Genomic DNA, 25,882 nt, shown 5'->3' with positions numbered 1-25,882 from the left:
CATTGAACCCGGCGGCACCCGATCTCAACGGTCGAGTTGCTGCCAGTCTATGCGCCTTGGAAAGACCAGGGCGTCCTCGACGGCCAAGCCTGGCGCCACCAGAAAACCCTGCATGACCTGGCAGCCATGGGCGATCAGCCAATCGCGCTGAGCCAGGGTCTCAACCCCCTCGGCGATCACTTCCAACTCCAGGTTCCGCCCAAGGTCGATGATGGTGCTGACGACCGCCGCGTCACGGGGCGAGTCGAGCATATTGGCAATGAACAACCGGTCGATCTTCAGCGTATCCAGATCGAAATGGCGCAGATAGGCCAGTGACGAATAGCCGGTGCCGAAGTCATCCACCGCGACTTTGACGCCTAGTTCCCGCAATTGCCGAAGCTTGTCACAGCTCTGTTCCAGGTCCTGCATCAGCGCGCCTTCGGTGACCTCCAGCTCCAACTGGCGCGGGTCGAGCTGATACTCATCAAGCAGACGGCGTAGCTCGCCTATCAGTCCAGCCCGGGCAAACTGCACCGGGCTGACGTTGAAACTCAGTATCAGCTTGTCGCCGAAGCGCTCGCGCCAATCTCGACATTGAGCCAGCCCTTCACGCAGCGCCCATTCGCCAACCCGATCGATCAGTCGAGTCTCCTCCAGCAAGGGGATGAAGACGTTGGGTTCGACTTCGCCGCGTCCGGCGTAATCCCAGCGCAGCAAAGCCTCGAATCCGCGCAGTTCGCCGGTCTCGAGTTCTATCTGCGGCTGATAGGCCAGCGCGAAACCATTGCGCTCGATGGTGCTGCGTAGGTTTTCCTCCATCATCAGACGCGCATGGGCGCGGCCATTCATTTCGCTGGAGAAGAAGCGGTATTGCTGGCGTCCGGCGCGCTTGGCCTCATACATGGCCATGTCCGCCGAGCGGAGCAGCTCTTCAACGCTCTGCCCGCAATCGGGGAAATGTGCGATGCCGATGCTCGCGCCCAAGGTGACGTCGGTGCCGTTGATGGTGTGCCGGACCGAAATCAGTTCGATGAGCTTCTCTGCAACTTTCGCCGCGTCTTCGGGATGATCGAGGGAATCCAGCAAGGCGGTGAATTCGTCCCCGCCCATCCGCGCGATGATGTCGTAGGGACGCATGCAGGCTTCCAGCACCCGCGCGACGCGGCAAAGAATCTCGTCGCCGGCATCGTGGCCTAGCGAGTCGTTGATGCGCTTGAAGCCGTCGAGGTCGATATAAAGGATGGCCATGCGCTTGCCGTTCCGATCGATCCGCGCCAATGCCGACTCCAGCGCCTGATGAAACCCACGCCGATTCAGCAGCCCGGTCAGCGAATCGGTTACCGCCTGGGTTTCCAGCTGGACGTGGAGGTTACGCACCACCGACATGTCGAGCGCGATCACCACCATCGAGCGCTGTTGGCGAGGCAGTGGCGAGGAGGACAAGGCAACCGGCAAGGTACCGCCATTGGCGGTGTAGAGCTGCGCCTCGTGCAGGCGGTAGGTGTTGCCGCTACGCCACTGCTTGTAGAAGTCGGTATCGCGCCAGACTTCGGGCATTTGCGGGGAGGCCAGATGATCGACCAGCGCAGTGCCCTGCAGATCATCGACACTGGTGTGCAGCATCTGCGCGATCGCCGGATTGGCGAAACTGATGTAGCCATCCTCACCCACGACCAGGATGCCTTCGGCGGCGTTGTTCAGCACCGAGGCGTTGAAGGCGCGCGCGCTGTCGAGCTGCTGGGTCAGCAGCTGCAGATCGCGCCGGTTGTGTTCATGGCTGAGCAGGGTGTTGATCTTGTGCTTGAGCACTTGTGGATCGAAAGGCTTGAGGATGAAATCAACCGCACCCGTTGCGTAACCGCGCAGCACCGACTCGCGGGTATGCGCAATGGCCGAGACGAAGATGATCGGTGTGTAACGTGTATGCGGGCTGCCACGCATCAGGCGCGCCACTTCGAAGCCATCCATGCCTGGCATTTGCACGTCCAGCAAGACCAATTCCACGTCCAGATCGAGCAGCGCCTGCAACGCAGCCTCGCCGGAATTGACCGTATGCACCTGCCAGTCGCCATCACCGAGCAGGGCCTCCATAGCCACCAGATTCGCTTCGCGATCGTCCACCACCAGCAGCGTGCGGGTACGAGGTTGTGATTTGGCTTGTGCCCGCGCCATTACCTGACTCTCCTGCCCGCTGCGCAGTTACTTCCGATTTCAATGGCGGCGGCACGGCGGCCGACTCTGGACGAACGATGCGTCACGTACTTCTCCTCATGGACTCTCGTGAGGGCCATCGACGCGCCCCAGGCAGCGTCGCAGCAACTCGACCAGCTTGGCGCGTTCGACCGGTTTGAACAGAAAATCGTCGGCACCTGCAGTAATGCTCTGATCGCGGACGGCCGGATCGGCTCCGGCCGCCAGCGCCACAATCGGCACCTGACAACCATAGTCGTTTCTGAGCTGGCGTATCAGTGCAGGGCCGTCATTATTGGGCAATGCCATGTCCACCAACGCCAGATCGAAGGCATCCTCATCGAATCGTTCAAGCGCTTCGGTGCTTGTCGTAGCCGGCACCACTTGCAGCCCCTGCTCGTCGAGCAGGGCGCTGATGGCGTATATCGACCGCACGTCGGAATCCACCAACAGCACCCGTCGCCCCAGCAAGGGATGCTCCACCTCGTCCATGTTCAGCGCCACAGCTTCAGCCTCAGCCACAGCGGGCTTCAATGCATCTTCCATATGCTCCAGTCCCTCTGTTTTTGACAACGCAACCGATGAGTAACGCCGTAGCCGCTCCAGATTCTTTTCTGAAAGCGGTGCCCGGCTGTTCAATATGACTCGTGCATCTTTGAGCGAACGTAGCCTGTCGAGCGCCTCGAGCAGCTCCAGGCCGTCTTCGTTAGGCAGATCGAAATCGATGACCAGTACCGTGAAGGCATGCTCCGCATAGGCCAGCCGCGCATCTTCGCTGCTCTGGCAGTCGGTGACACGGTATCCAAGACGCTCGAAATGCTCATGCAATTGACGTCGCCGCTCCGGTTCGGTTTCCACGAGCAGCAATCGCGTTGGACTGGCTTCCTGCCGAGCCAGGTCGACGAACAGGCGTTCGAGCTCCGAGTGCGTCACAGGTTTGAGCAAATAGCGCGAATTGTCATCGGACCAGCCATGCGGCTGCGGCACGCACGAAATGATGTACACCGGCGTGCCCTGGTGCCGGGCATCCTCTCGCAGGACCCGATGGACCTGCCAGCCACTGATATCGGGCAACAGGATATCGAGGATGACGGCCGCGAAACGGTCGCGCTCCAACGCCTCCAAACCTTCTTGTCCGGTGCCGCAGACGGTGCTGGGAAAACCATGAGATTGCCCGACCTCAGCTACCACAGAAGCGAAATCGGCATCATCCTCGACGATCAATACGCCGCCGCCCTGGCCTCGGAGCTGAAACGGCCGCAGCGTCCGGATCTCCGTGGTTGCGGCCAGTCTCAGCGGCAACTCGATAGTGAAACTCGAACCCTGACCCGGCGCGCTTCGCAGATGAATACCGCCGCCCAGCACTTCGGCCAGCTGCCGTGCGATGGCCAATCCCAGCCCGGCGCCGCCGTATTGCCGGCTGATCGAGCCGTCGATTTGCTGGAAGGCCTGGAAGATCCGTTCGTGCTGGTCTTCAGCGATGCCAACACCGGTATCGGTCACACAGATCTGCAGCATGTCTTCATCAGCAGGCTGCTCGGCCGGCTTGCAGGTGACATGGATATCCACGAAGCCCTGCTCGGTGAACTTCAATGCGTTGGTGACGAGATTGCGCAGAATCTGCTGCAGGCGTGCGCGGTCGGTAACGATCGTCACCGGCACATCCGGCGCGATTCGGGTACCGAGCGCCAGCCCGTTCTGCTCGGCCATCGGCTGGAGCCCATTGGTCAGTTCCGCCAGTAGCTCAGCCAGATTGAGCGGTTCCGGCTTGATCTGCATATGGCCCGCTTCGATCTTGGCCAGGTCGAGCACATCATTGATCAGCTGCAGCAGGTCATGCCCGGCCCGATGAATGATATCGGCGTGCCGAACCTGCTTCTCGGTCAGATTGGCCGCCGCATTCTGCCTCAACTGATCGCTGAGGATCAGGATGCTGTTGAGCGGCGTACGCAGCTCGTGAGACATGTTTGCAAGGAACTCGGACTTGTAGCGATTGGCAACGACCAGCTCGTTGGCCTGATCGCGCAGACGCCGCTCCGCCGCCTTGCGGTGACCGATATCGATCACCACGGCCTGCACCAGCTGCTCCTCACCGCTGCGCAGCGGCGACAGACCTACCTCGACGGGCAACAGACGACCATCGCTGTGACGACCGAACAGCTCGCGGTTTTCACCCAGGCGGCGCGACTCGGGTTCCTGGGCGAAACGATGGCGTATCTCGAGATATATCTTGCGCATCGACTCGGGGATCAGCAGCTCGACCGGCTCGCCCACCAGCTCTTGCCGGCTATAGCCGAACAGCAGCTCGGTCTGTCGATTGACCATGACGATTCGCCCTTCCTGGTCGAACAGAATGAAGGCATTCGGCGAGGCTTCGACGACGTTGCGGAAGCGCTCTTCGTCCCGTTTGCGCTGTTGCAGATCGACCAGATTGAGCAGGTGGTGGATACCGTCATCGCGATTGAAGCTGGTCAGGCTCAGTGAAACCGGTATCGGCGTGCCATCCTCCCGTAACGCGTGGCTTTCCTGATTGCTGGTTTCCAGCCGCTGCCCACCTGCAGCCTCGCTTAGCACGCCGGGTACATAACGGCCAAGACGTTCGCCAGCGAGCAGACCAGCACTACTTCCGAGCAGCGCAGCAGCGCTCTGGTTGGCCAGTTCGATTCGCCCTTGACCATCGCACATCAGGGTCGCCACGGGCAGTTGCTCGATCAGCTGACGGAAGCGTGCCTCACGCTCCTGAAGTTGCGCACCGAGCGCCTGGCTGTTGCGTAGCGCCCGTTCACGCAGGTAAAGGTAGCCGCCTATCAACAGCGCAAACAGCACCGCCGCGGACAGTCCAGCCGCCAGGTTGAAGGCTCCGCTGGCTCGGGTCAGGATGGCTTCGTACTCCGGCGTACTGGCCACATCCAGTTGCCAGCTACGGCCGTACATATAGATATTTCGGGTGCGACGGAAACTCGCATCGGCGCTGACCGGTGCACGGCCCATCAGCAGCGGCTCATCCGGGGCCCCGGCGTCGAACAGCTGTATCTGAAACAGTTTGCTCCGCGACCCCAGCACGCCTTCCAACAGATCGGTCAGCCGAAAGGCGCCGTGTAGCGTGCCGGCGAAGGCGTTCTGGCGCTCCTCCAGGGTGGTGATGGGTTCACCGACCCGGTACAGGGGAAGAAACAACAAAATACCCACCTGAACGTTCTGCCCGGTCTCCTGCTTGAGACGCAAAGGCCCCGTCAGCATTGGCGTGCCAATATTACGCGCGGCAACGACGGCTTCCCTGCGGGTTCCCTCGCTCATCAGGTCGAAGCCCAGCACCCGGCGATTACGCCAGTCGAGGGGATGTATGTAGTCTGTGATCAGATATTCGGCGCGCTCACCGGCCGGATACATGCGGACGTTTCGGCCACCGTCGCGCATCTTCTCCAGCACCGAAGCCAGGTTATCCGCACGCGCATGACGCGATAAAGCGATCGCCTGGATGCCGGGATAGAAGTCCTGTAGCTGAAGCTGATCGGAAGCGCGAGTCCAGTCTTCCAGACTGACGGTATCGCTCCCAACGAACAAGCCGGCCAGACCGCGCATGACCATCTCGTAGGCACGCATGCGCTCACGCAGACTAGTCTCGAGGTCGTTGACCACCAGATTGAATCGCTGCGCTTGCTCTGCGTGGATACGCGCTTCCTGAACATGCCATTGCCAGCCGACCCATCCCCCGAGCCCCGCCATCAGAACCAGCGTTACTACCAATGGCAGCCAAGGCTTACGGGAATGGAGAGCGGAACGATCATCCATTCGACCTCCTCAGTGCCACTACATGGCTCGCTGTCACGAGCTTCAGAGTCGCGTATCGTCCAGAGGTTCAATGGCGGATAGAGAAAAGATATAAAAATGGCGTCACTTAAATGCCACAGGCGAGACCGTTGCAGTCCCGCCTGTTCGAAGCGACTTACAGCGGCCGCAAGTTGATCTCTACACGACGATTCTGGGCGCGACCGGACGCCGTATCGTTACTAGCGATCGGCTGGCTCGGGCCCGCGCCATAAGAGGAAATTCGTGACGCGGCGACACCGTTGCCTTCGAGGTAGGCGGCCACGCTACGGGCACGACGGTTGGACAGGTCCTGATTGAGCTGTTGCGAACCGGTGCTGTCGGTGTGTCCGACGATATCGATGCCGTTCTTGTTGAACTCTTTGAACACCTGGACGAGAGAGTTCAGGGTTGGATAGAAGCTACTGGAGATATCAGCCGAGCTGCTGGGGAAGGTGATGTTGCCTGGCATGATCAACGTCAGGTTATCGCCTTCGCGCTGAACCTGAACGCCAGTGCCTTGCAGCGTCTGACGCAACTTGGCTTCCTGGGTATCGACGTAATAACCATAGCCACCGCCAGCAGCACCGCCGACCGTCGCGCCGATCAGAGCACCCTTGGCACGGTCCTTCTTGCTGGACGTGGCGGCACCGATTACCGCGCCGCTGACCGCGCCGATACCGCCATAGATGCCTGCTTTGCCGGCCTCGCGCTCGCCGGTATAGGGATTAGTGGTACAGCCCGCCAGCAGGGCGATGGTGGCAGCGGCTACGGTCAGGTTGCTGAGCTTTTTCATGATTACTTCCTTCATCTCCGGGACGTCAGCCTGCCGGCAGTGAATCCGTCACAGGCTGAAAATGCGGCGCTAGGTTAACACCCGACTGAGCGAAGAACCGGAACGGACCGACGAACCCGCACCGGATCAATACCTGGCAAAAAGATTTTTGCGCATCGTCCTCAACATCGAAGGCGGTGGCGTTCAATTGCATTCGTCGAGACGCTACAGCCATCTAACTGTTCCATCCCTCGATGGTGGCATAATCGCCGCCCCGCAGATCGCGCGGCCAACTCAGCGAAACTGGACATCGCCTCTCACAGGCTTCGTCTTGCGTAATCAATGCCCGGCGTAGACTGTGCGATGCCGCAACGCTTCATGGCCGATCGGCTATGAATTCAGAGCTGCAAGGCCTGTCGGGCGAACCAACATGCGGCATTGCAGTTCTGACAGTCTCAGAAACCGAATTTTTTCGTAAACAGCCAATAGTTGTTTTGTGCGGCACGTACGGCGTGCCGCTCAGCCGGAGAGCCGAACCATCGACATTGCGGATTTGCAGCGCGTCTTCGATGCCTTGCCTGGAAACTTTCTCGTGGTCGCCAATGATGCCGACTACACGATGGTGGCCGCCAGCGAAGAGCGCCTGCGGGCGACCATGACGCGTCGTGAAGACGTCATTGGTCATCCTCTGTTCCATATCTACAACGGCGGAACGACTTCGGTATCGAGCTCGTCCGGCATCAACCAGCTGCGTGCATCACTGGCTGAAGTGACACGCACCGGGCTCGCGCAACAGCTGAAAACGGTCGGCTATCCGCTGCGCGTCCCGCATGACGAACGCGACCATTACGAGAATCGTTACTGGGACGTCGTCAACGTTCCGGTGCTCGATGAGCAAGGCCAGGTCGCCTACATCATTCACCAGGCCGAGGATGTCACCGAAAGTCTGCTCGAGCAGGAATCGGCGGCGCTGCGTCTGCGCGAGAGCGACGAGCGTCTGAATGCGGCATTGTTGGCCTCCGGCACCGGCACCTTCTATTGGGATTTACGTAATAACCGCCTGGACATGGACCTGCCCATGCAGCGGCTATTCGGCCTGGAGGGGCTGACTTCGGGTTGGCTCGACGATCTTCTCGACAGGATTCATCCAGATGATCGGGCTGCCATTGCCCAGCAGTGCGAACGCTGCGCGCGCTACGGTGACGATCTGGAAATGCAATTCAGGGTCCTCCTGCCGGAGGGCACCGAGCGCTGGATATTCGATAAGGGGCAAACTTTCACCGATAGCAACGATAGACCCACGTACATGGTTGGTGCCTGTCTCGACATCACCCAGCACAAACGCACCGAGCGGGCGCTGCAGCGCCTCAACGAAACCCTCGAACAACGGGTCAACGCCGAAGTAGCCGCGCGGGCGAAAACCGAGGCGGCGCTGCGTCAGTCGCAGAAAATGGAAGCGGTAGGCCAACTGACCGGCGGCCTCGCCCACGATTTCAACAACCTGCTTGCGGGTGTAATCGGCTCGCTGGAGCTGCTGTCCGTACGCCTGCAGCAAGGCCGCACGGGGGACTTGGAGCGCTACATTCACAGTGCGCTGACCTCAGCCAATCGGGCAACGGCGCTAACCCATCGCCTGTTGGCCTTCTCCCGTCGACAGACGCTCGACCCCAGCCCTACCGATCTGAACGCCCTGATAGAAGGGATGATGGAGCTGCTGCAGCGCACCATAGGCCCGTTGGTAAGTTATTCGACGCAGCTGTCCGATGATCTTTGGTTGACACTCTGCGACACCAATCAGCTGGAAAACGCGCTGCTGAACCTGACCATCAATGCCCGCGACGCCATGCCCGATGGCGGTCAGCTGACATTGACCAGCGAAAACCTGGTGCTGGGCGAGCCGCTCACCGAAGAACTCACGCTGCCACTAGGTGAATATGTTGCGCTCGGCGTACGCGACACCGGTGTCGGCATCCCACCGGAGAGGCTCGGCTATGTCTTCGATCCGTTCTACACCACCAAACCGCTGGGTGAAGGCACCGGGCTTGGCTTGTCGATGGTCTACGGTTTCGCCAAGCAATCGGGCGGTGCCGTGCGTATCGAAAGCACCGTGGGCGAAGGAACCAGCGTCTGGATTTACCTGCCCCGCTATCACGGCCAGTCGGCCAGCCTGCACGCGCCGGCGACGCCTGAGCCGGCCTCCACATCGGTCGAGGGCCGAACCGTTCTGGTGGTGGATGACGAGCCCAACGTTCGCACCCTGGTAACGGAGGTCTTGCAGGAAATGGGGCTGAACACCCTGGAGGCTGCCGAAGGCCCAAGCGGCTTGCGTATCCTCGATAGTGATGCACACCTGGACCTGCTGATTTCCGATATCGGCCTTCCCGGCGGCATGAACGGGCGCCAGCTTGCCGATGCGGCAAGGGAAAAGCGGCCGTCCTTGCGCGTACTGTTCATCACCGGATACGCCGAGAGCTCGGTACTGGACCGTAGCAACACCATGTCGGATTACGAAGTCCTGACCAAACCCTTCACCATCACCGACCTCGAAGAAAAGGTTCGCAGCATGTTGGAGCCTGGCCAGGATACGGGCTAGGTCTAAACCGACGAAATCGCGCTGTTGCCCTCTTCCAGCCAACGTGCGATGTCTACCCGTATACGCTTCTTGTCCAGCTTGCCGACGCTGGTCTTGGGAATTTCGTTGACGACCGCGATCTGCTGCGGGATCGCCCACTTGTTGATATGCCCCTGCTCCACCGCAGGCTCCAGAAAGCCCTGCAGCGTCCGCGCATCGAGCTGCTTGCCCTCGCCCAGCACCAGCAAGGCGAAAGGTCGCTCGCCCCAGCGCTCATCCGGCACGCCTACCACTGCCACGTCACGCACGGCATCGTGGCGGCTGATCAAGCCTTCCAGCGCCAGGGAAGAAAGCCACTCGCCGCCGGTCTTGATGACATCCTTGATGCGGTCACGAATGTCGATGTTGCCCATTTCGTCGATGGTCGCGACGTCGCCGGTATGCAGCCAGCCACCCGCCCACAGCTCTTCGCTCTTTTCCGGGTTTCCGGCGTAACCCTGAGTCAGCCATGGCGCACGCAGCACCAGCTCGCCCTGGGATGCGCCATCGGCCGGCAGGAAGCTGCCATCTGGCGCCTGGATCGCCGCATCGACCAGCATCACTGGAATTCCAGCCTTGAGCCGATAGCTGATCTGCTCGTCTTCGCTGGCTTGACGCAACTCATCGTTGATATGGGCGCCGGAAATCAGCGGACAGGTTTCCGACATGCCATAGGCAGCCTCCAGGTGCATGCCGCAGGCGCGCGCCGACTCGTAGAGGCCACGCGTCAACGCACTGCCACCGATAATGATCTTCCAGCCGCTGAAATCCACGCCCTTCGCGGCCTTGGCAATGAGCAACATTTGAATGATGGTCGGTACGCAGTGGGAGAAGGTCACCTTTTCCCGGCGCCACAGCTCGATCAGCAACTCCGGATCGTAACGCCCGGGATAGACCTGTTTGAGTCCCAACATGGTCGCGATGTACGGCAGCCCCCATGCATGGACATGGAACATTGGCGTGATCGGCATGTAGACGTCGCCGGCCGCCAACAGCTGCGGGTTCTCGCGACAACCGACCGTCACGGCCCCGGCCAGGGTATGCAGCACCAGCTGACGGTGGGTGAAATAGACGCCCTTGGGGTCACCGGTCGTGCCGGTGGTGTAGAAGGTGGTCGCCACCGAATCTTCATCGAAGTCCGGGAAGTCGTAATGCGGCTCCGCCTCCGCCAGTAGACTTTCGTATTCACCGATGCAGTTGGGCAGGTCGCAGCTCTTGTCCTCGGCATCGGTAATCAGCAGCGTCTTGTCTACGGTGGTCAGTTGCCCGGCGATGGCCTGATACAACGGCACAAACTCGCTGTTGATCAGGACGAAACGATCCTCGGCGTGATTCATGGTGTAGAGGATCTGTTCGGGTGACAGCCGTACGTTGATGGTATGAACCACCGCGCCGATCATCGGGATCGCGAACATGCATTCGAGGTAGCGGTGGCTGTCCCAATCCATGACCGCCACGGTGTCACCCGCCTTGACCCCGGCGGCGGTCAGCGCATTGGCGAGCCGGGCGATGCGCTGGTTGAGGGTGCGGTAGTCGAACCGCAGCTGGTCGCGATAAACGATCTCGCGGGTGCGCTCGTAGCGCTGCCCCGACAGCAGCAGGCTCTTGATCAACAGCGGGTATTGGTAGGCATTGGCGGCGGGTTTGATCACTCGGGTCTGCAACATAGGGCTTCCTTTTTATTGATGTTATGCGAGGCACGCTAGGGTCTGACTCCGGCTGCTCGATTCTGCCGGCGCCTTGCCACCGGACTGCGCTGAACCTCTCCACTCCGACCATCGACACCGCAGCCGTTCACCCGCCGAGCCGTCACTGTGCAACAGCAGATTGCACAGCTGCCGATCAGGTGATCTCGCTTGCCGCCAGACGCACGCCGAGGCCGATCAGGACGGCGCCAGTTACCCGGTCGAACCAGTGCCCCATACGGGAAAAACCGGCGCGGACGCGCTCACGGCTGAACAGCCAGGCCACCAGGCAGAACCACAGGCCGGTCGCGAACGCCAGATATACCCCATAGCCAGCCTGAACGGCGAGCGGGGTATGAGGGTCGATAACCACCGTGAATAGGGACAGAAAGAATAGCGTTGCCTTGGGATTCAGGCCGTTGGTGACGAATCCCACCATGAAAGCGCGTCGGCTCGAATGCACGCCACCGGTGCCGGAAGGCGCCAGCTCGTCGACATCCATCGGCTTTGCGCGCAGCGCCTGGAAGCCGAGATAGAACAAATAACCGGCCGCCAGCCACTTGAACAGGTTGAACAGCACGATCGACTGCGAGACGATCAGGCCAATCCCGAGCAGCGAATAACCCACATGCAGCAAAATTCCGCTGCCGACACCGATGGCCGCCCAACTGCCGCTCCGCTGACCGCGGGTCACGCTTTCACGCACCACCACCGCAAAGTCCGGTCCGGGACTGGCCACAGCGAGCAAGTGCACCAGCGCCACGGTGAGAAATTCCATCCAGTACATCTATCGACTCCGCTATTTCCGGGCATCTGCCCGCTGATTCATACGAGTAAAGTCCATGACCAATCGCCGCGCCGTATTCCTCGACTTTTCCCCGCTCGACCAGGGTGACCTGGACCTGACGCCCTTGCAGTCAGCCTTCGATGAACTGGTCTGTCATGCACAGACCAGCGAAACGCAGCTCACCGAACGGCTGCAAGGCGCCGACGTCGCCATCGTCAACAAGATCGCGCTGGACGACAGGGTGTTCGCCGCCTGCCCCGACCTGAAGCTGATTCTGGTCGCCGCGACCGGAGTCAACAACATCGATCTGCCAGCTGCCAGGCAGCGCGGCATCGTGGTCAGCAACTGTCAGGCCTATGGTACGGCCACCGTAGCCCAGCACACCCTGATGTTGCTACTCGCGCTGGCTACGCGACTGCCCGACTACCAGGCGGCCGTGGCCCGCGGTCGCTGGCAGGAGAGCGGGCAATTCTGCCTGCTTGATTTCCCCATCGTCGAGCTGGCGGGCAAGACCCTCGGCGTGCTCGGTCATGGTGAGCTGGGCAGCGCCGTGGCCAGACTGGCCGAAGCGTTAGGCATGCAGGTGCTGACCGGCAATTTGCCGGGGCGCCCGCCGCGTGCGGATCGCCTGGAGCTCGACGCACTGCTGCCCCAGGTCGACGCCTTGACGCTGCATTGCCCACTCACCGAACAGACCCGCAACCTGATCGGCGCCCGCGAACTGCAGCTGATGAAGCCATCGGCGTTCGTCATCAATACCGCCCGCGGCGGCCTGATCGACGAGCAGGCGTTGGCGGACACGCTGCGCAGTGGGCATCTGGGCGGCGCCGCCACCGATGTACTCATCAGCGAGCCACCGAGCAATGACAACCCGCTGCTGGCGGCGGACGTGCCGCGTTTGATCGTGACGCCGCACAGCGCCTGGGGCAGCCGCGAAGCACGGCAGCGCATCGTTGGGCAGATGGTCGAAAACGCCGATGCGTTTTTCGCCGGCACACCGAAGCGCCAGGTCGGCTGATGCACCGCTTATACAGCCCGCGACAAGGCTGCTAAGCTCGCCCGCTTTTGCCCGGAGGCGATCATGGATCCCCGAAGCGAAGTACTGCTGCGCCAGGCCGACCTGTTCAGCGGTAACCTGCTGCTCGCCGGCTTGCAGCCCGATGATCTGCTCGGCCAACTGCCCGAAGCCACTGGCTGGAGCTGGCACGCCGGGGATCACCAGCGGCTGCAGGCTCGTTTCGCCGGGCGTTGTACCTTCGGCGTTGAGCCCCCCACGACTGCTTTCGAGGCAGCGGTACTGTTTCTGCCCAAGTCCCGAGAGCTGACCGATTACCTGCTGAACGCACTGGCAGCCAGACTGGCGGGCGGCCTGCTGTATCTGGTCGGCGAAAAGCGCGCCGGTGTCGAACGGGCCGCCCGACAGCTGGCACCGTTCGGCGAGGCGCGCAAGCTCGACAGCGCCCGCCATTGCCAGCTTTGGCAGGTCCGGGTGGAAAACAGCCCGCCGGTGCCTGACTTGCTCGCTCTGGCACAACGCTTCCAGCTGGAACGGCCGGATGGCCCATTGCAGATCGTCAGCCTGCCTGGCGTATTCAGCCATGGCCGGCTCGATCGCGGCACCGAATTGCTGCTGGACCAACTCGGCGGCTTGCCGACCGGCCGGCTACTGGATTTCGGTTGTGGCGCCGGCATCATCGGCGCGTCGCTGAAAAAGCGCTATCCGGATAGCGAAGTCGTGCTGCTGGACGTCGATGCATTCGCTGTCGAAAGCAGCCGCATGACGTTGGCAGCCAACGACCTGGAAGCCGAGGTTATCGCCGGCGATGGCATCGACGCCGCGCCGGACGGCTGCAGCGCCATCATCAGCAATCCGCCATTCCATCAGGGCGTGCATACCCACTACGAGGCCAGCGAAACCCTGCTGCAGCGCGCCGCCAGTCATATTCGGCCCGGCGGTGAGCTACGCCTAGTGGCTAACGCCTTCCTCAAATATCCACCCTTGATCGAGACCCATCTAGGGCCCTGCGAAACCCTCATCAACGCGGACGGCTTTCGCATCTACCGCGCCAAACGCGGCTGATTGCCAGCTCTGACTTGCACAACGCGGCATGCTTGGGCAAACTCCGGCCCGTCCTGGGGGAGTAGTCTCCGGCGAGCGTCCTGCTCGCCTGGCATGCGTCAACATACTTGGTCCACAGACCATGGCGCATGCGACCCGCACGGGCTGCTTCAGCAGTCGTGCCCGGTTTGACAAGACCCATGACACGTACACCTGACCCGGGGCGGGCAGGCGTTGCGTGTCATGGTGATTTCGTCGACCCGCCCCTGCAAGGAAGTTCGCTTGGAATCGTTCTACATCCCCACCCTGATCGTTGCGCTCGCCGAGATCGGCGACAAGACTCAGCTGCTCGCCCTACTGCTGGCCGCTCGTTATCGGCGCCCGATGCCAATCATCTGGGGCATCGTCGTCGCCACTCTGGCCAACCATGCCGTTGCCGGAGCTGTGGGCAACTGGGTTTCCTCGCTGGTCTCCCCCTCGATCCTGAGCTGGATTCTCGCCGCATCCTTTGCCGCCGTGGCGCTGTGGACGCTGGTACCGGACAAACTCGAAGAAGACGAAGCCTCGCGCGGACGCCGCTTCGGTCCTTTCGTCGCTACCCTGATCGCCTTTTTCCTGGCGGAAATGGGCGACAAGACCCAGGTGGCGACCGTCATGCTCGCCGCGCAGTATCCCGATTTCATTTTGGTGATCATCGGCACGACGCTGGGCATGCTGATCGCCAACGTACCGGTGGTACTGGCCGGTAACTTCGCCGCCGACCGCATGCCGCTCACGCTGATCCGCCGCATCGCCGCCATCGGCTTCGCAGCCCTGGCGTTGTATGCCGTTTACCAGGCCTTGAGCCTGAGCGGCATGCTTCCAGTCTGATACGCAGCGCAAATTGCCGCATCGCTGGTGCTGCTAGAGTGCGACCTCACCGCGTTCTAGCGGCATTGACGGGAGCAGGCGGCATGTCACCGGAGGAACGAAAACGGCGGGTTCGGCAGCACATCGACCTGAGCTGGAGCAAAGGCCGACTGGCGTTGGCCGAACAGCTACAAAGCCGTTATTTCACCTATAAGAGTTCGTTCATTGCACAGCCGGTCAACAACGCCGGCTTCGGTTTGATCGTGCGCGAAATTCGCCAGGCAATACCCGATCTGGAAGTCGTAGTGGACGAATGCCTCAGCGAAGGCAACCGCGTGGTTACCTCCAGTACGCTGTTCGGCACCCTGGAGAAAGCGGTGTTCGGACTGGCACCAAGCAACAAGATCCTGACCATCGCCGCCATGTCGATCTGGACGCTCAATCCGGCTGGCGACATCGAAGAAATCAACACGCTGTTCGATCTGGAAAGCGCCCGTAAGCAGCTGGGCATGGAAAGTCCGATTCCGGTTACGTTGCCGCTGACCTGATCGGTCAGCGGCACGACGAACTCAGCGGTTTTGCTCGTACAGCGGCATCACCTTCGGAATGGTTTGCTGCAGCGCCTGCGTGCGGCTGCTCGAGGACGGGTGCGTGCTGAGGAATTCTGGCGGTGCCGAGCCGCCGGCGGCGCCCATTTTCTGCCACAAGCTGACCGCCGCGTTCGGGTTGTAACCGGCGCGCGCCGCCAATTCCAAGCCGATCAGATCAGCCTCGTTTTCGTTGTTGCGGCTGTTGGGCAGCGTCATCAGATACTCGACGCCCATGTTGGCCAGCTGCAAGCTGCCGTCACCGACGCCAAAGGCCGACCCAATTTGCGTCGCCATTTGCACACCGTAAGCCTTGGACATCGCCTCGCGACCGTGCTCACGTAGCGCGTGGGCGATCTCATGGCCCATCACGGCAGCGATTTCGTCGTCTGTCAGCTTCAACTTCTCGATGAGCCCGGTATAGAAGATGATCTTGCCGCCCGGTCCGCAATTAGCGTTCAGCTCCGGGCTGTCGATGACGTTGACCTCCCAGTTCCACTGCGCCGCATCCGGGCGGAACGCCGGAACTTCGGCAATCAACCGCTGGGCAATGGTATTCACGCGCTTATTGATCGCGCTGTTTTTCTCGAGCACGCCCTTCTGGGACGCCTCGCTCAGGGTCTCCTGGTAGGACTGGGCATACATCTGATTGACCTGATCGGTCGACAACATGCTGAACATGTATTGCTTGCGTTCGACTCCGACTGCACCACCGCTGGTGGTATTGACCGCCTGGCAACCCGCAAGCGCGGAGGCTGCAAGAAAAAGTGTTAATGAATGCGGTTTGGGCATGTCGCGTCTCCGGTGATTTCTGCGCCGTATGCTAGAGCGAGCCCGCCTGCCGGGCAACCGAGCCATCGGCATAACGCTCACCGTCCCGCATTACCGTCTTGGCCAACATGGCCGGCATCACTGGCGCAGCGCGCTCAATGGTCACAGTGGACGCCTAGTTCACTGGCGTCAGGCACTCTGGAGCGTCCAGTTTGGGGTCGTTGATAAATGTCGCCAAGGGGCGCTCTCGCAGTGGCGGCTGGGGCGTCGCCAATAGCGCCTGAAGCGTCTCCATGGGGGTTTCGGGATCGAGCCAGACAGTCATCCCTGCCTGATCCAGCATCAGCGGCCGCCGTTGATTGGCCGCCGGCAGCGTCACCACCGCAGCGCTCAAATAAGTGTGACCCTGCACCGGATAGGCCTCCCAGATCGCGGCGAAATACATCAGGGAATCTTCGGCGGTCATCCAGAACGGCCGCTTGCGTGCCGTGCCGCGCCATTCGTAGAAGCCATTGGCCGGCAGCACGCCGCGACGAAGGCGAAAGGCGTCACGAAACATCGGCTGCTCGGCCAGTGTTTCCGCCCGCGCCTGGGCCGGTGTCCGTGTGAAGTCAGTGAGCCAGGCCGGGGTCAGCCCCCAGCGCACACTGTCGAGCTGAAGCTCGTGGTTCAGCTGCCGCAGCAACAGAACCGACGCGCCAGGCGCCAGGCTCCAATGCGGCTGCTGATCAGCGGGAAAACCGGGCAGCGCGGCGAAGGCCGGACTCCAGCGAAACAGGGCATAGCGGCCACACATGAAAATAGACTCGTAGCAAAAAGGGGCCGAGCGTACCGGACGACCGGCACGACAGTGGGACGGTCATTCGGCCTACCTCAACAGATGAGCTCGCCCGGATAGCTTTCCGGCTCGTCACCGGGCAGCGGCTCGGCGCCATTGTACTCAGCGATCAACTGCCGCGCGCGCTCGGCCTGTTCGCCATTCACCATCAGCCCAAGCAGACCAGCCGCCGGAAGCTCGCCGACCGCACCGACCAGATGCCGTCCGGTCAGAAACACCTCGATCCCTTCGGCGTTCAGCATGCCGCACAACATTTCGGCTTCCAGCAGATCGCGGGGCTCGTAAATACGCTGCATTTATTCATCCTCCCGCAGTACATCGAGCTGCCAGTCCGCACCATCGGTTCGCAGATCGAAGACGATTGGTCGACAGCAGACCGAGCAATCTTCGATATAGCGCTGATCGCCGCCGCTCAGATCAAGCAGCGCCTCCACCGTTTCGCCGCAATAGGGGCATTGATAATCCTGTGATTCGAGCATCAGCGTCTCCCGCGTGACTTGCCGCTATAATCGCCGTCCAGTGTCACCAGCACCTAATACCGACCCCAAACGATTGGGGTTATTCAGTTTCTTACAGAGAGCATGATGGACGAATTCGAAGCCATCCGACCCTACGCCGACGCTGAAGTCCCTGCCGTGATGGCGCGGCTGTTCGCCGACCGGGAGTTCCTCGACATCCTGGCGCATTTCCGCTTCCCGCGCTTGGCCAGCCCGATGGGCTGGATGCTGAAACCACTCATAGCGCACCGCCTGCGGCGCGAGTTCGCCGGCATTCATTCGGTCGATACGCTGCAGTCGCGGATCGAGCTGTACCTGGACCGCACCATCGAACGTGCAACGGACGGCATCACCTATTCCGGCCTGGAAGACCTTCAGCCGGGCCGCGCTTATCTGTTCCTGGCCAACCATCGCGACATCGTGATGGACCCGGCTTTCGTCAACTACGCGGTGTTCCACGCAAAAATGCGTACACCACGTATCGCCATTGGCGACAACCTGCTGCAACGCCCGTTCGTCAGCGATCTGATGCGACTGAACAAGAGCTTCATCGTGCGCCGTTCGGTTACCGGCCGGCGCGAGAAGCTCGCGGCCTATCAAGTGCTCTCCGCCTACATCAATCACTCGATTCGCAACGACGGCGAGTCGATCTGGATCGCTCAGGCCGAGGGGCGCGCCAAGGATGGCGACGACCGCACCGACTCGGCGATCCTGAAGATGCTGCACATGAGCCGCAAGGACGAGCCCTTCGCCGAGGCACTGGCGGCGCTGCGACCCACACCGGTATCGATCAGCTACGAGTACGACCCCTGCGATCAGGCCAAGGCCCGCGAACTCTATATCCGCGCCACCACCGGCACCTACACCAAGGCGCCAGGTGAAGATGACACCAGCATTGCACTCGGCATCACCGGCTATAAAGGGCGCGTACACGTCAGCTTCGGCACGCCGATCACCGATGTTCCCGACGACCCCAAGCAACTGGCCATCGCGATCGATCAGCAGATCCTTGGCGATTACCGATTGTTCCCGGTGAATTACCTGGCGTACCGGATATGGGATGGGCGCGATCCGCAGCTGCCGATACCAGAGATCGCCGAACTGTTCAGCCGCGAGGAAATTGCCGCTGCCGAAGCCGAGTGGAGCAAGCGATTGGCTGCCTGCCCGAGCGTGCAGCAGCCTTACCTGATCCAGCAGTACGCCACTCCGGTACGCAATCAGCACAAGCTCAAGGCGGGTCTAAGCCTCTGACGCTTAATAGACCCGGCTGGCAATCAGATCAGCCGGGAAAACCAGGAAAGCAAGCAGGCCAGCGCTAGGCTGCCAAGACCGAAGCCATGGAAGAACCGGTCGATTCGCTGCGTCGCCGCCACTCCAGCCCGCCGCCCTGCCGACTGAATTGCCGTTAACCGCGCCGCATCGAGCGCGAGCCGCTGACGCCAGCGCGTCGCCAGCAGCAACCAGGCGCCGCACATCGCAATCAGTAAGGCCATCGAATTGAGCAGAGGGGCCAGAACGGCCAGCTGCGAAATATCAATATTCAGTAACAATCCAACCCCCACGAACCGCGAAAGCTACTGGCTCGAACCGACCAGTGACGCGGCAGCGAGTCTACCTAAGCACGCCCGCTGCTTCAGCCACTTCCCGACCAAACGGAACGCGCCCCTGAGCTGGCAATTTGCCGGGTATTTGTGCCATTTATGCAGGTAGGCGCCGTCTCGATTGTTGACTTATAGTCCCTTCCGGCTTCACCCTCATCTTGTCTCGAGCAACCGAAATAGAGCGTGCGCCTGGCCTGAGCAACTGGGCGAAACTGCCGCGGATCGAGCAAACGGCAACTTGTAAATCGCTACGACCGTGGCGTCATTTACCGGGCCCAATGGCCCGCTACTTCATGGAAGTCGCCTCCTGAGAGCGCCGCGCTTACGGCAGTAGGCTCACAGGGAACCAGTTATCAAGATCAACAGGACCGAACAGTGAATAAGAACAAGTTTAAGACGGGGGCCCTCACACTCTCTTTGCTGGCAAGTGCCCTGCTGGCAAACGGAGCCATAGCGGCAGTATCCGAATCGGAAGCAGCCAAGCTCGGCGACAGCCTGACCCCGATTGGAGCCGAGAAGGCCGGCAACGCCGCCGGCACCATTCCGGCCTGGACGGGCGGCCTGCCGAAAGATGCCGCAGCGATTACCGCCGATGGCTTCGTCAGCGATCCATTCCCGAACGATCAGCCCAAATTCACTATCACCGCGCAGAACTACGAACAGTACAAGGACAACCTGAGCCCCGGCCAGATCGCCATGCTCAAGCGTTATCCTGACACTTACCGGCTGCCGGTCTTCGAGACCCGCCGCAGCGCCGCAGTACCGCAGCGGATCTACGACGCGGCGAAGAAGAACGCAACCCAGACCGAACTGGTCCGCGGCGGCAATGGCCTGGCGAACTTCGATACAGCGGTCGCCTTCCCGATTCCGCAGGATGGCCTTGAAGTCGCCTGGAACCACATCACGCGCTACCGCGGCGGCTCTGCCCGTCGGGTCGTAGCGCAGGCTACACCGCAGGTCAACGGCAGTTACAGCCTGGTCAAGTTCGTCGACGAAGTGGTGTATACCGACACCCTGAGCGATTTCAATCCTGAAAAGCACGGCAACGTGCTGTTCTATTTCAAGCAGCAGGTGACCGAGCCGTCGCGGCTGGCCGGCAACGTTCTGCTGGTACACGAAACCCTGGACCAGGTGAAAGAGCCGCGCATGGCGTGGATCTACAACGCCGGCCAGCGCCGCGTACGCCGTGCGCCACAGGTCGCCTACGATGGTCCGGGTACCGCTGCCGATGGCCTGCGCACCTCGGACAACCTGGACATGTTCAACGGCGCGCCAGACCGCTACGACTGGAAGCTGGTCGGCAAGAAAGAGATGTACATCCCGTACAACTCCTATCGCCTGGACTCGCCGACGCTGAAATACGACGACATCATCAAGGCCGGGCACATCAACCAGGACCTGACGCGCTACGAGCTGCATCGCGTGTGGGAAGTCGAAGCGACGCTGAAGACTGGCGAACGCCACATCTACGCCAAGCGTCATTTCTTCATCGACGAGGATACCTGGCAAGCCGCTGTGATCGACCACTACGACGGTCGCGACACGCTGTGGCGCGTAGCTGAGGCCCACGCCCAGTACGTCTACAACTATCAGGTTCCACTGTATGCGATGGAAACCCTGTACGACCTGGTGTCTGGCCGTTACCTGGTGATGGGCATGAAGAACGAGGAAAAGAATCCCTACACCTACGATTACAAAGCAAACTCCAACCAGTACACCCCGGCTGCCCTGCGCAACTCCGGCGTGCGCTGATTCGAGCGCTGCGGGCTGATGGCCCACCAAGGAACATCCTGCCCCTGAACTGTCCAGAAGCGTCGGACAGTTACGGTTAGGGGCTCAAGGCCTGGGTTCGGTATTGCACCGGACCCGGGCCTTTTGGTTTCCGCCCGCCGTACGAGCACAACGGACGGCCAGCTTCTAATGCGACGTCAGCAGCATCTGGTTGCGCTCGGATCGACAGATCGGAATTCACCAAATGCTCGGATGGAAACAAAAAGCCCGCATCGAGATGCGGGCTTCGGCGACTCAGGCAGGCCGGTTGAGCGCCGAAGGTTACTGAGCCAGCACCTGACCGATGCTCTGGTCACGGAATGCGCGGCTCAGCGCATCACTCAATACTTCACTGACCAGTTTGGTGTTGGTCTGCTCGTTCGGCGCCATCCCGAAGCGCTGGTTCAGCGAAGCGCCATAGCGACCCGTATAGCGACGACCGCCGTTCTGCACCTCGATACGAAGTGTTGCGCCAATGGTGGCCTCGGTGACGTAGAGCCCTTCCTTCGGCGACTGGTATTTCAGCTCGGCTAGGGTCAGGGTCAGCTGCGGGGCGTTATAGGCATTGGCTGATGGCGTGAATCCCAGCAGACGTACCGCCGCTTCGACCTGAGCCTGAAGCTTGGGTACGACTTTTTCCTTCGGCACGATCACGGCGCTGGTTTCCGGATACAGGCCGCCGCGCGTACCTAGTGTCGGCGAAGGCCGGCCATCCACGACGCGTACCGTTACCGGCTGCCCTTGACCGACAGGGTTGATGGTGCCAGTGATCTTCGGTGTTGGATCGAGCTGTTGCGGACTATGCGCGCAACCGGTCAGCACCAGTGCCGACGCGGCGGCAAGACTGAACAACAGGCGTTTCAGCATGCTGTCTTTCTCCAAAGTTAGGAATGAATGGCACGCAGTATAACCAGCCGTGCAACGGCCTGACAGCGGATGCCTTGCTGGGGATCAGCCGGCGAATACCACGCGTCTGGGAGCCATGCATTAAAAAGCCGCGCAGCTCGTCAAAGCGGCGCGGCTTCAAGTGAAGCACGAACGTTGTAGCTAGATGACCAGGCCGAGACGCTTGTCGACCATCTCATTCACTTCGCGATACGCCGCAGCATCGGCTTGCAGCACCTTCTCGCGGGCCGGGAAGATTTCGCCAAGCTTGCGGCTCCAGGCTTCGCTCTGCGCCTGCTCCGGGAAGCAACGCTCGATCAGGTCGAGCATGATCGACACCGTGACCGACGCACCAGGCGATGCGCCCAGCAGCGCGGCGATCGAACCATCTTTGGCGGAGACCAGTTCGGTGCCGAACTGCAGGATGCCGCCCTTCTTCGGGTCTTTCTTGATGATCTGCACGCGCTGGCCGGCCACTTCCAGGCGCCAGTCCTCAGCCTTGGCTTCGGGGTAGAAACCTCGCAGGGTTTCCAGCCGATCCGCCATGGACTGGCGAACCTCCTTGATCAGGTAGCGGGTCAGGTCCATGTTGTCGCGCGCGACGGCCAGCATCGGCTTGAGATTGCTCGGACGGATCGACATCGGCAGGTCGAGCGGCGATCCATACTTGAGGAACTTAGTGGTGAAGCCCGCGTAAGGCCCGAACAACAGCGACTTCTTGCCGTCCACAACGCGGGTATCCAGGTGCGGAACAGACATCGGCGGCGCACCGACGGCGGCCAGGCTGTAGACCTTGGCCTGATGCTGCTTGACGATCTCGGGGTTGTCACAACGCAGCCACTGGCCGCTGACCGGGAAGCCACCGTAGCCCTTGCCTTCCTCGATACCGGACAACTGCAACAGCGGCAGTGCCGCGCCACCCGCGCCCAGGAAAACGAAGCCCGCATCGATCTCGCGGTTGCTGCCATCGCGGGTGTTCTTGATTTCCACGCGCCAGCCCTTGCCGTTGCGCTCCAGGCCGGTGACCTTCTGGAAATAGGACATCTTCACGCCGGGCCTGCTCTCGAGGTACACCAGCATTTGCCGGGTCAGCTCACCGAAGTTGACATCGGTACCGTTCAGCGCGCGGGTGGCGGCGATCGGCTCGTCGCCCGGACGCCCCGGCATCATCAGCGGCATCCACTCTTCCATTGTGGCGCGGTCTTGGGTGTAGACCATGTTCTCGAACGCGTGGTGGGTCTTCATCGCATCGAAGCGACGCTTAAGATAGTCGATGTTCTTTTCGCCGCGAACGAAGCTCAGATGCGGCACGACATTAAGGAAGTCCTTGGGACTGCCGAAGCCGTCACGACCCGTCAGATACGCCCAGAACTGCTTGGAAACCTCGAACTGGGTATTGATGGTGACGGCTTTCTTGATATCGATCGAGCCGTCTTTACTGTCCGGGGTGTAGTTCAACTCACACAATCCGGCGTGGCCGGTGCCAGCGTTGTTCCAGGGATTCGAGCTCTCGACGGCCCCGGACTCCTGCAGTTCGACGATCTCCAGCTTGATGTTGGGATCGAGTTCCTTGAGCAGTACTGCCAGAGTCGCACTCATGATGCCGGCTCCCACCAGCACCAAGTCCACGGCTTCGCTATCGTGTTGCGTCATTAACGCGTTCTCCAGAATCACAGCATTAAACTGTCACGACCGCAGTACGCCATCGTGTAGAACCACCAGCCAGGCGGCTAGAAACGGAGGAAGGTTTCCATGCCGCTGCTCGGGCTTGTGCCCGAAGACCGGTACCCAAGGGTGTCGGTCCGCTGTCGGGAGAACGGCTTTTGGCCTTCTCTCCCCTCGCTTCGAAACATCCCGGAGCGAGGCGACAGGCCTGGGCTCTACGGAATCCATGCAGCGAGAAAAACGATTGTGGCTGCCGCTTGCTCAGCCGGGGTCAAGGGTGTTTCCTGCTCCGGCGGACTTGCCGCCAAAGCCGTTGTATCAGCCGCGAGCGGCCTTGATCAGTTCGATATAAGGCTCGGCCTGGCGTTGATCGGCGATCAGCGCAACGAAGTCCTGCCCCTTGGCGTCCTTCGCGTTCAGGTCGAAGCCGGCTTCGACGAAGAAGCCCAGAAAACGCTCGAAATCATCGACTCGCAACCCACGGTAGGCCTTGATCAGCTTGTACAACGACGCTGGTGTTTCATCAGCCGGTTCCGGCTCGAGAAACAATTTGATCGCTTCGTCGCTGATCTCTTCGCCGATCACCTGTTTCTTGTCTTTGCGCATGCGTTCTCCGGTTCGACGGGCCTTACGGGGGCGGCAGTTTACTCCGCGAGGCGAGCGCACTCAACGCGCCAGGGATTCTTGCGACCAAGGTCGTACATGAAAATCCTCGATTTGGCGGCGATGTCGCCCTCAGGCAGACCAAGCCGGCGCCTATACTGGCGCTTTGCGCACAGGACGTGGCCACCATGAACGTTCCCCCGTTATTCGCTGCCTGGCGTCAGGCCCTTCGGTCGGGCTACGGTGGCGCCGCGCTACGCGGAGACATCACTGCCGGGCTGACGGTTGGGATCATCGCGATCCCTTTGGCCATGGCGCTGGCGATCGCAGTCGGCGTTGCGCCACAGCATGGCCTGTATACCGTGCTGATCGCCGCGCCGCTGATCGCCTTAACTGGCGGCTCGCGCTTCAACGTATCCGGGCCGACCGCAGCCTTCGTGGTGATTCTGCTGCCGATTACCCAACAGTTCGGCCTCGGCGGCCTGCTGCTCTGCACCATGCTTGCCGGGCTCATCCTGATCGCCCTCGGGCTGCTGCGCGCCGGCAAGTTGATTGCCTTCGTGCCCTACCCGGTCATCTTGGGCTTCACTGCGGGCATCGGTGTCGTTATCGCGACCCTGCAGCTCAAGGACGTCCTGGGGTTGACGATTACCGAACAACCCCACCACTACGTCGAACAACTGGGCATGCTGGCTCGCGCACTGCCCAGCGCGCAGCTGGGCGATGCACTCGTCGCCGCGTTGTGCCTGTCGATATTGATCGTCTGGCCGCGCCTGGTGCCCAAGGTGCCCGGTCATCTGGTGGCGCTGATCGTCGGTGCGCTGGCAGGAATGGCGCTGGAATCGTCCGGTCTAGCCGTGGCCACACTGGGTGAGCGTTTCAGCTACACGGTCGATGGCGTCGCGCATCCCGGCATCCCACCGCTGCTTCCGGGTTTCGCCTGGCCCTGGCTGCTGCCCGGCCCGGACGGGCAACCGCTGGTACTGAGCTTCGAGCTGTTCCATCAACTGTTAGCGCCCGCTTTCGCCATCGCCATGCTGGGTGCCATCGAATCGCTGCTCTGCGCCGTGGTCGCCGACGGCATGACCGGCACCAATCACGATCCGAACGCCGAGCTTCTGGGCCAGGGCCTCGGCAATCTGGTCGCGCCGCTGTTCGGCGGTATTACTGCGACCGCGGCCATTGCCCGTAGCGCCACCAACGTGCGCGCCGGCGCTTTCTCGCCGCTGGCGGCGATCATCCATGCAGGCGTGGTGCTAGTGGCAGTCCTCTGGCTCGCGCCGCTGTTCAGCTACCTGCCGATGGCGGCACTGGCGGCATTGCTGCTGATGGTGGCGTGGAACATGAGCGAAGCGCCGCATGTGGTCAGGACACTGCGCATCGCGCCGCGCAGCGACGTGCTGGTCTTGCTGACCTGCCTGATCCTGACGGTGCTGTTCGACATGGTATTGGCGGTGGGCGTCGGCTTGTTGCTGGCCGCCGGGCTGTTCATCAAGCGGATGAGCGAGCTGACCGATACCACCAGCCTGCGTCATGGCCAGAACCAGCTGCTCCAGGATCTACCCGAGCACGTTGCAGCCTATGCGATTCGCGGCCCGCTGTTCTTTGGCGCTGCGGAAAAGGCATTGAGCGTACTGCGACGTTTCAATCCGGACGTGCGGATCGTGATCGTGGATATCAGCGGTGTGCCGATGCTCGACATGACCGCTCTGGCGGCGCTGGAGAACGTGCTGTTGGACTATCGCAAGCAGGGCATTACGCTGATTCTCTGCGGCAGCAATGCCCGAGTGAGATTCAAGCTACGCCGCGCCGGCATTCGTCGGCTCGAAGGGCACCTGTACTACGTGCGCGATCTGGCCCAGGCGCGCGCCAAGGCCTTGCGCCTGCTGCCGGCTAAAGCAGGCTGACCCGTTCAAATCC

At 61.4% G+C, this 25,882-nt stretch carries 21 protein-coding genes and 1 riboswitch; of the genes, 8 read left to right on the top strand and 13 right to left on the bottom strand.

Annotated elements, in window-relative coordinates; genetic code table 11:
* Nucleotides 1-24: 24 nt before the first annotated feature.
* From V6943_RS13590 to V6943_RS13580, 3 genes are all read right to left on the bottom strand, one after another.
* Nucleotides 25-2,154: a putative bifunctional diguanylate cyclase/phosphodiesterase gene (locus tag V6943_RS13590; protein WP_131650735.1), complete on the bottom strand. Its 2,130-nt coding sequence runs from the start codon at nucleotides 2,152-2,154 to the stop codon at nucleotides 25-27.
* Nucleotides 2,155-2,250: 96 nt separating this feature from the next.
* Complete coding sequence (locus V6943_RS13585) at nucleotides 2,251-5,964, bottom strand: response regulator (protein ID WP_181100358.1); 3,714 nt, start codon at nucleotides 5,962-5,964, stop codon at nucleotides 2,251-2,253.
* Nucleotides 5,965-6,118: 154 nt separating this feature from the next.
* A complete protein-coding gene (locus V6943_RS13580; protein WP_131650737.1) occupies nucleotides 6,119-6,775 on the bottom strand; it encodes an OmpA family protein in 657 nt (218 codons plus the stop codon).
* Between the two features lie 475 nt (nucleotides 6,776-7,250).
* On the opposite strand from V6943_RS13580, the gene V6943_RS13575 reads away from it, so the two are divergent.
* A complete protein-coding gene (locus V6943_RS13575; RefSeq protein ID WP_340553962.1) occupies nucleotides 7,251-9,347 on the top strand; it encodes an ATP-binding protein in 2,097 nt (698 codons plus the stop codon).
* A 2-nt stretch (nucleotides 9,348-9,349) separates the two neighbouring features.
* Here V6943_RS13575 and V6943_RS13570 read toward each other — a convergent pair whose 3' ends face one another.
* Nucleotides 9,350-11,032: a fatty acid--CoA ligase gene (locus tag V6943_RS13570; RefSeq protein WP_340553961.1), complete on the bottom strand. Its 1,683-nt coding sequence runs from the start codon at nucleotides 11,030-11,032 to the stop codon at nucleotides 9,350-9,352.
* 175 nt (nucleotides 11,033-11,207) lie between these two features.
* Nucleotides 11,208-11,837 carry a LysE family translocator gene (locus V6943_RS13565; RefSeq protein WP_340553959.1) on the bottom strand — a complete coding sequence of 210 codons (630 nt, stop codon included), beginning with the start codon at nucleotides 11,835-11,837 and terminating at the stop codon, nucleotides 11,208-11,210.
* A gap of 55 nt (nucleotides 11,838-11,892) precedes the next feature.
* On the opposite strand from V6943_RS13565, the gene V6943_RS13560 reads away from it, so the two are divergent.
* The 4 genes from V6943_RS13560 to V6943_RS13545 all read left to right on the top strand — a co-directional run bounded on the left by V6943_RS13560 (nucleotide 11,893) and on the right by V6943_RS13545 (nucleotide 15,293).
* On the top strand, nucleotides 11,893-12,855 hold the full coding sequence (locus V6943_RS13560; RefSeq protein WP_340553957.1) for a 2-hydroxyacid dehydrogenase: 963 nt from the start codon (nucleotides 11,893-11,895) through the stop codon (nucleotides 12,853-12,855).
* Nucleotides 12,856-12,918: 63 nt separating this feature from the next.
* Entirely contained in the window at nucleotides 12,919-13,917 is a 999-nt protein-coding gene (locus tag V6943_RS13555; protein WP_340553956.1) for a class I SAM-dependent methyltransferase, read from the top strand.
* 43 nt (nucleotides 13,918-13,960) lie between these two features.
* Nucleotides 13,961-14,068, top strand: a riboswitch (yybP-ykoY riboswitch).
* Between the two features lie 110 nt (nucleotides 14,069-14,178).
* Nucleotides 14,179-14,766: a TMEM165/GDT1 family protein gene (locus V6943_RS13550; RefSeq protein ID WP_131650742.1), complete on the top strand. Its 588-nt coding sequence runs from the start codon at nucleotides 14,179-14,181 to the stop codon at nucleotides 14,764-14,766.
* A gap of 83 nt (nucleotides 14,767-14,849) precedes the next feature.
* Nucleotides 14,850-15,293, top strand: a complete 444-nt coding sequence (locus tag V6943_RS13545) for an ester cyclase (RefSeq protein ID WP_131650743.1) — start codon at nucleotides 14,850-14,852, stop codon at nucleotides 15,291-15,293.
* Between the two features lie 21 nt (nucleotides 15,294-15,314).
* On the opposite strand, the gene V6943_RS13540 is transcribed toward V6943_RS13545, so the two are convergent.
* The 4 genes from V6943_RS13540 to V6943_RS13525 all read right to left on the bottom strand — a co-directional run bounded on the left by V6943_RS13540 (nucleotide 15,315) and on the right by V6943_RS13525 (nucleotide 17,420).
* On the bottom strand, nucleotides 15,315-16,124 hold the full coding sequence (locus V6943_RS13540; RefSeq protein ID WP_131650744.1) for a M48 family metallopeptidase: 810 nt from the start codon (nucleotides 16,122-16,124) through the stop codon (nucleotides 15,315-15,317).
* Between the two features lie 154 nt (nucleotides 16,125-16,278).
* Nucleotides 16,279-16,899 carry an SOS response-associated peptidase gene (locus tag V6943_RS13535; RefSeq protein WP_131650745.1) on the bottom strand — a complete coding sequence of 207 codons (621 nt, stop codon included), beginning with the start codon at nucleotides 16,897-16,899 and terminating at the stop codon, nucleotides 16,279-16,281.
* A 77-nt stretch (nucleotides 16,900-16,976) separates the two neighbouring features.
* Nucleotides 16,977-17,237: a putative signal transducing protein gene (locus tag V6943_RS13530; protein ID WP_131650746.1), complete on the bottom strand. Its 261-nt coding sequence runs from the start codon at nucleotides 17,235-17,237 to the stop codon at nucleotides 16,977-16,979.
* Nucleotides 17,238-17,420 (bottom strand): CPXCG motif-containing cysteine-rich protein, encoded by a 183-nt coding sequence (locus V6943_RS13525; RefSeq protein WP_131650747.1) that lies wholly within the window; start codon nucleotides 17,418-17,420, stop codon nucleotides 17,238-17,240.
* Nucleotides 17,421-17,525: 105 nt separating this feature from the next.
* Here V6943_RS13525 and V6943_RS13520 point away from each other — a divergent pair, with 105 nt between their 5' ends.
* Complete coding sequence (locus V6943_RS13520) at nucleotides 17,526-18,689, top strand: 1-acyl-sn-glycerol-3-phosphate acyltransferase (RefSeq protein ID WP_177493055.1); 1,164 nt, start codon at nucleotides 17,526-17,528, stop codon at nucleotides 18,687-18,689.
* A 23-nt stretch (nucleotides 18,690-18,712) separates the two neighbouring features.
* Here the strand turns inward: V6943_RS13520 and V6943_RS13515 are convergent, their stop codons facing one another.
* The gene (locus V6943_RS13515; protein WP_131650749.1) at nucleotides 18,713-18,931 is read right to left on the bottom strand and encodes a hypothetical protein; all 219 of its coding nucleotides are present in this window, start codon (nucleotides 18,929-18,931) and stop codon (nucleotides 18,713-18,715) included.
* Nucleotides 18,932-19,414: 483 nt separating this feature from the next.
* On the opposite strand from V6943_RS13515, the gene V6943_RS13510 reads away from it, so the two are divergent.
* The gene (locus tag V6943_RS13510; RefSeq protein ID WP_131650750.1) at nucleotides 19,415-20,791 is read left to right on the top strand and encodes a DUF1329 domain-containing protein; all 1,377 of its coding nucleotides are present in this window, start codon (nucleotides 19,415-19,417) and stop codon (nucleotides 20,789-20,791) included.
* A gap of 300 nt (nucleotides 20,792-21,091) precedes the next feature.
* On the opposite strand, the gene V6943_RS13505 is transcribed toward V6943_RS13510, so the two are convergent.
* The 3 genes from V6943_RS13505 to V6943_RS13495 form a co-directional block, all read right to left on the bottom strand.
* Nucleotides 21,092-21,676 carry a YajG family lipoprotein gene (locus tag V6943_RS13505; protein WP_131650751.1) on the bottom strand — a complete coding sequence of 195 codons (585 nt, stop codon included), beginning with the start codon at nucleotides 21,674-21,676 and terminating at the stop codon, nucleotides 21,092-21,094.
* Nucleotides 21,677-21,856: 180 nt separating this feature from the next.
* Complete coding sequence (gene mqo / locus V6943_RS13500) at nucleotides 21,857-23,362, bottom strand: malate dehydrogenase (quinone) (RefSeq protein WP_371924078.1); 1,506 nt, start codon at nucleotides 23,360-23,362, stop codon at nucleotides 21,857-21,859.
* 315 nt (nucleotides 23,363-23,677) lie between these two features.
* Nucleotides 23,678-23,965: a PA4642 family protein gene (locus V6943_RS13495; protein ID WP_131650753.1), complete on the bottom strand. Its 288-nt coding sequence runs from the start codon at nucleotides 23,963-23,965 to the stop codon at nucleotides 23,678-23,680.
* 185 nt (nucleotides 23,966-24,150) lie between these two features.
* Between V6943_RS13495 and dauA the strand changes: the two genes are divergently transcribed.
* Nucleotides 24,151-25,869, top strand: coding sequence for a C4-dicarboxylic acid transporter DauA (gene dauA / locus V6943_RS13490; protein WP_131650754.1), 1,719 nt, complete (start codon nucleotides 24,151-24,153; stop codon nucleotides 25,867-25,869).
* The last annotated feature ends 13 nt before the right edge of the window (nucleotides 25,870-25,882 follow it).

Source organism: Pseudomonas sp. CBC3 (assembly GCF_037967085.1).
Classification (GTDB): Bacteria; Pseudomonadota; Gammaproteobacteria; order Pseudomonadales; family Pseudomonadaceae; genus Stutzerimonas.
The sequence above is the reverse complement of the archived record's forward strand: the minus strand, read 5'-3'. Positions and strand labels throughout refer to the sequence as shown.

What these genes read in the sequence shown, in the direction of transcription:
- V6943_RS13590 (WP_131650735.1), bottom strand. Translation starts at nt 2,154, where the DNA reads ATGGCGCGGGCACAAGCCAAATCACAACCTCGTACCCGCACGCTGCTG.
- V6943_RS13585 (WP_181100358.1), bottom strand. Translation starts at nt 5,964, where the DNA reads ATGGATGATCGTTCCGCTCTCCATTCCCGTAAGCCTTGGCTGCCATTG.
- V6943_RS13580 (WP_131650737.1), bottom strand. Translation starts at nt 6,775, where the DNA reads ATGAAAAAGCTCAGCAACCTGACCGTAGCCGCTGCCACCATCGCCCTG.
- V6943_RS13570 (WP_340553961.1), bottom strand. Translation starts at nt 11,032, where the DNA reads ATGTTGCAGACCCGAGTGATCAAACCCGCCGCCAATGCCTACCAATAC.
- V6943_RS13565 (WP_340553959.1), bottom strand. Translation starts at nt 11,837, where the DNA reads ATGTACTGGATGGAATTTCTCACCGTGGCGCTGGTGCACTTGCTCGCT.
- V6943_RS13560 (WP_340553957.1), top strand. Translation starts at nt 11,893, where the DNA reads ATGACCAATCGCCGCGCCGTATTCCTCGACTTTTCCCCGCTCGACCAG.
- V6943_RS13555 (WP_340553956.1), top strand. Translation starts at nt 12,919, where the DNA reads ATGGATCCCCGAAGCGAAGTACTGCTGCGCCAGGCCGACCTGTTCAGC.
- V6943_RS13545 (WP_131650743.1), top strand. Translation starts at nt 14,850, where the DNA reads ATGTCACCGGAGGAACGAAAACGGCGGGTTCGGCAGCACATCGACCTG.
- V6943_RS13540 (WP_131650744.1), bottom strand. Translation starts at nt 16,124, where the DNA reads ATGCCCAAACCGCATTCATTAACACTTTTTCTTGCAGCCTCCGCGCTT.
- V6943_RS13535 (WP_131650745.1), bottom strand. Translation starts at nt 16,899, where the DNA reads ATGTGTGGCCGCTATGCCCTGTTTCGCTGGAGTCCGGCCTTCGCCGCG.
- V6943_RS13530 (WP_131650746.1), bottom strand. Translation starts at nt 17,237, where the DNA reads ATGCAGCGTATTTACGAGCCCCGCGATCTGCTGGAAGCCGAAATGTTG.
- V6943_RS13525 (WP_131650747.1), bottom strand. Translation starts at nt 17,420, where the DNA reads ATGCTCGAATCACAGGATTATCAATGCCCCTATTGCGGCGAAACGGTG.
- V6943_RS13520 (WP_177493055.1), top strand. Translation starts at nt 17,526, where the DNA reads ATGGACGAATTCGAAGCCATCCGACCCTACGCCGACGCTGAAGTCCCT.
- V6943_RS13515 (WP_131650749.1), bottom strand. Translation starts at nt 18,931, where the DNA reads ATGGCCTTACTGATTGCGATGTGCGGCGCCTGGTTGCTGCTGGCGACG.
- V6943_RS13505 (WP_131650751.1), bottom strand. Translation starts at nt 21,676, where the DNA reads ATGCTGAAACGCCTGTTGTTCAGTCTTGCCGCCGCGTCGGCACTGGTG.
- V6943_RS13495 (WP_131650753.1), bottom strand. Translation starts at nt 23,965, where the DNA reads ATGCGCAAAGACAAGAAACAGGTGATCGGCGAAGAGATCAGCGACGAA.
- dauA (WP_131650754.1), top strand. Translation starts at nt 24,151, where the DNA reads ATGAACGTTCCCCCGTTATTCGCTGCCTGGCGTCAGGCCCTTCGGTCG.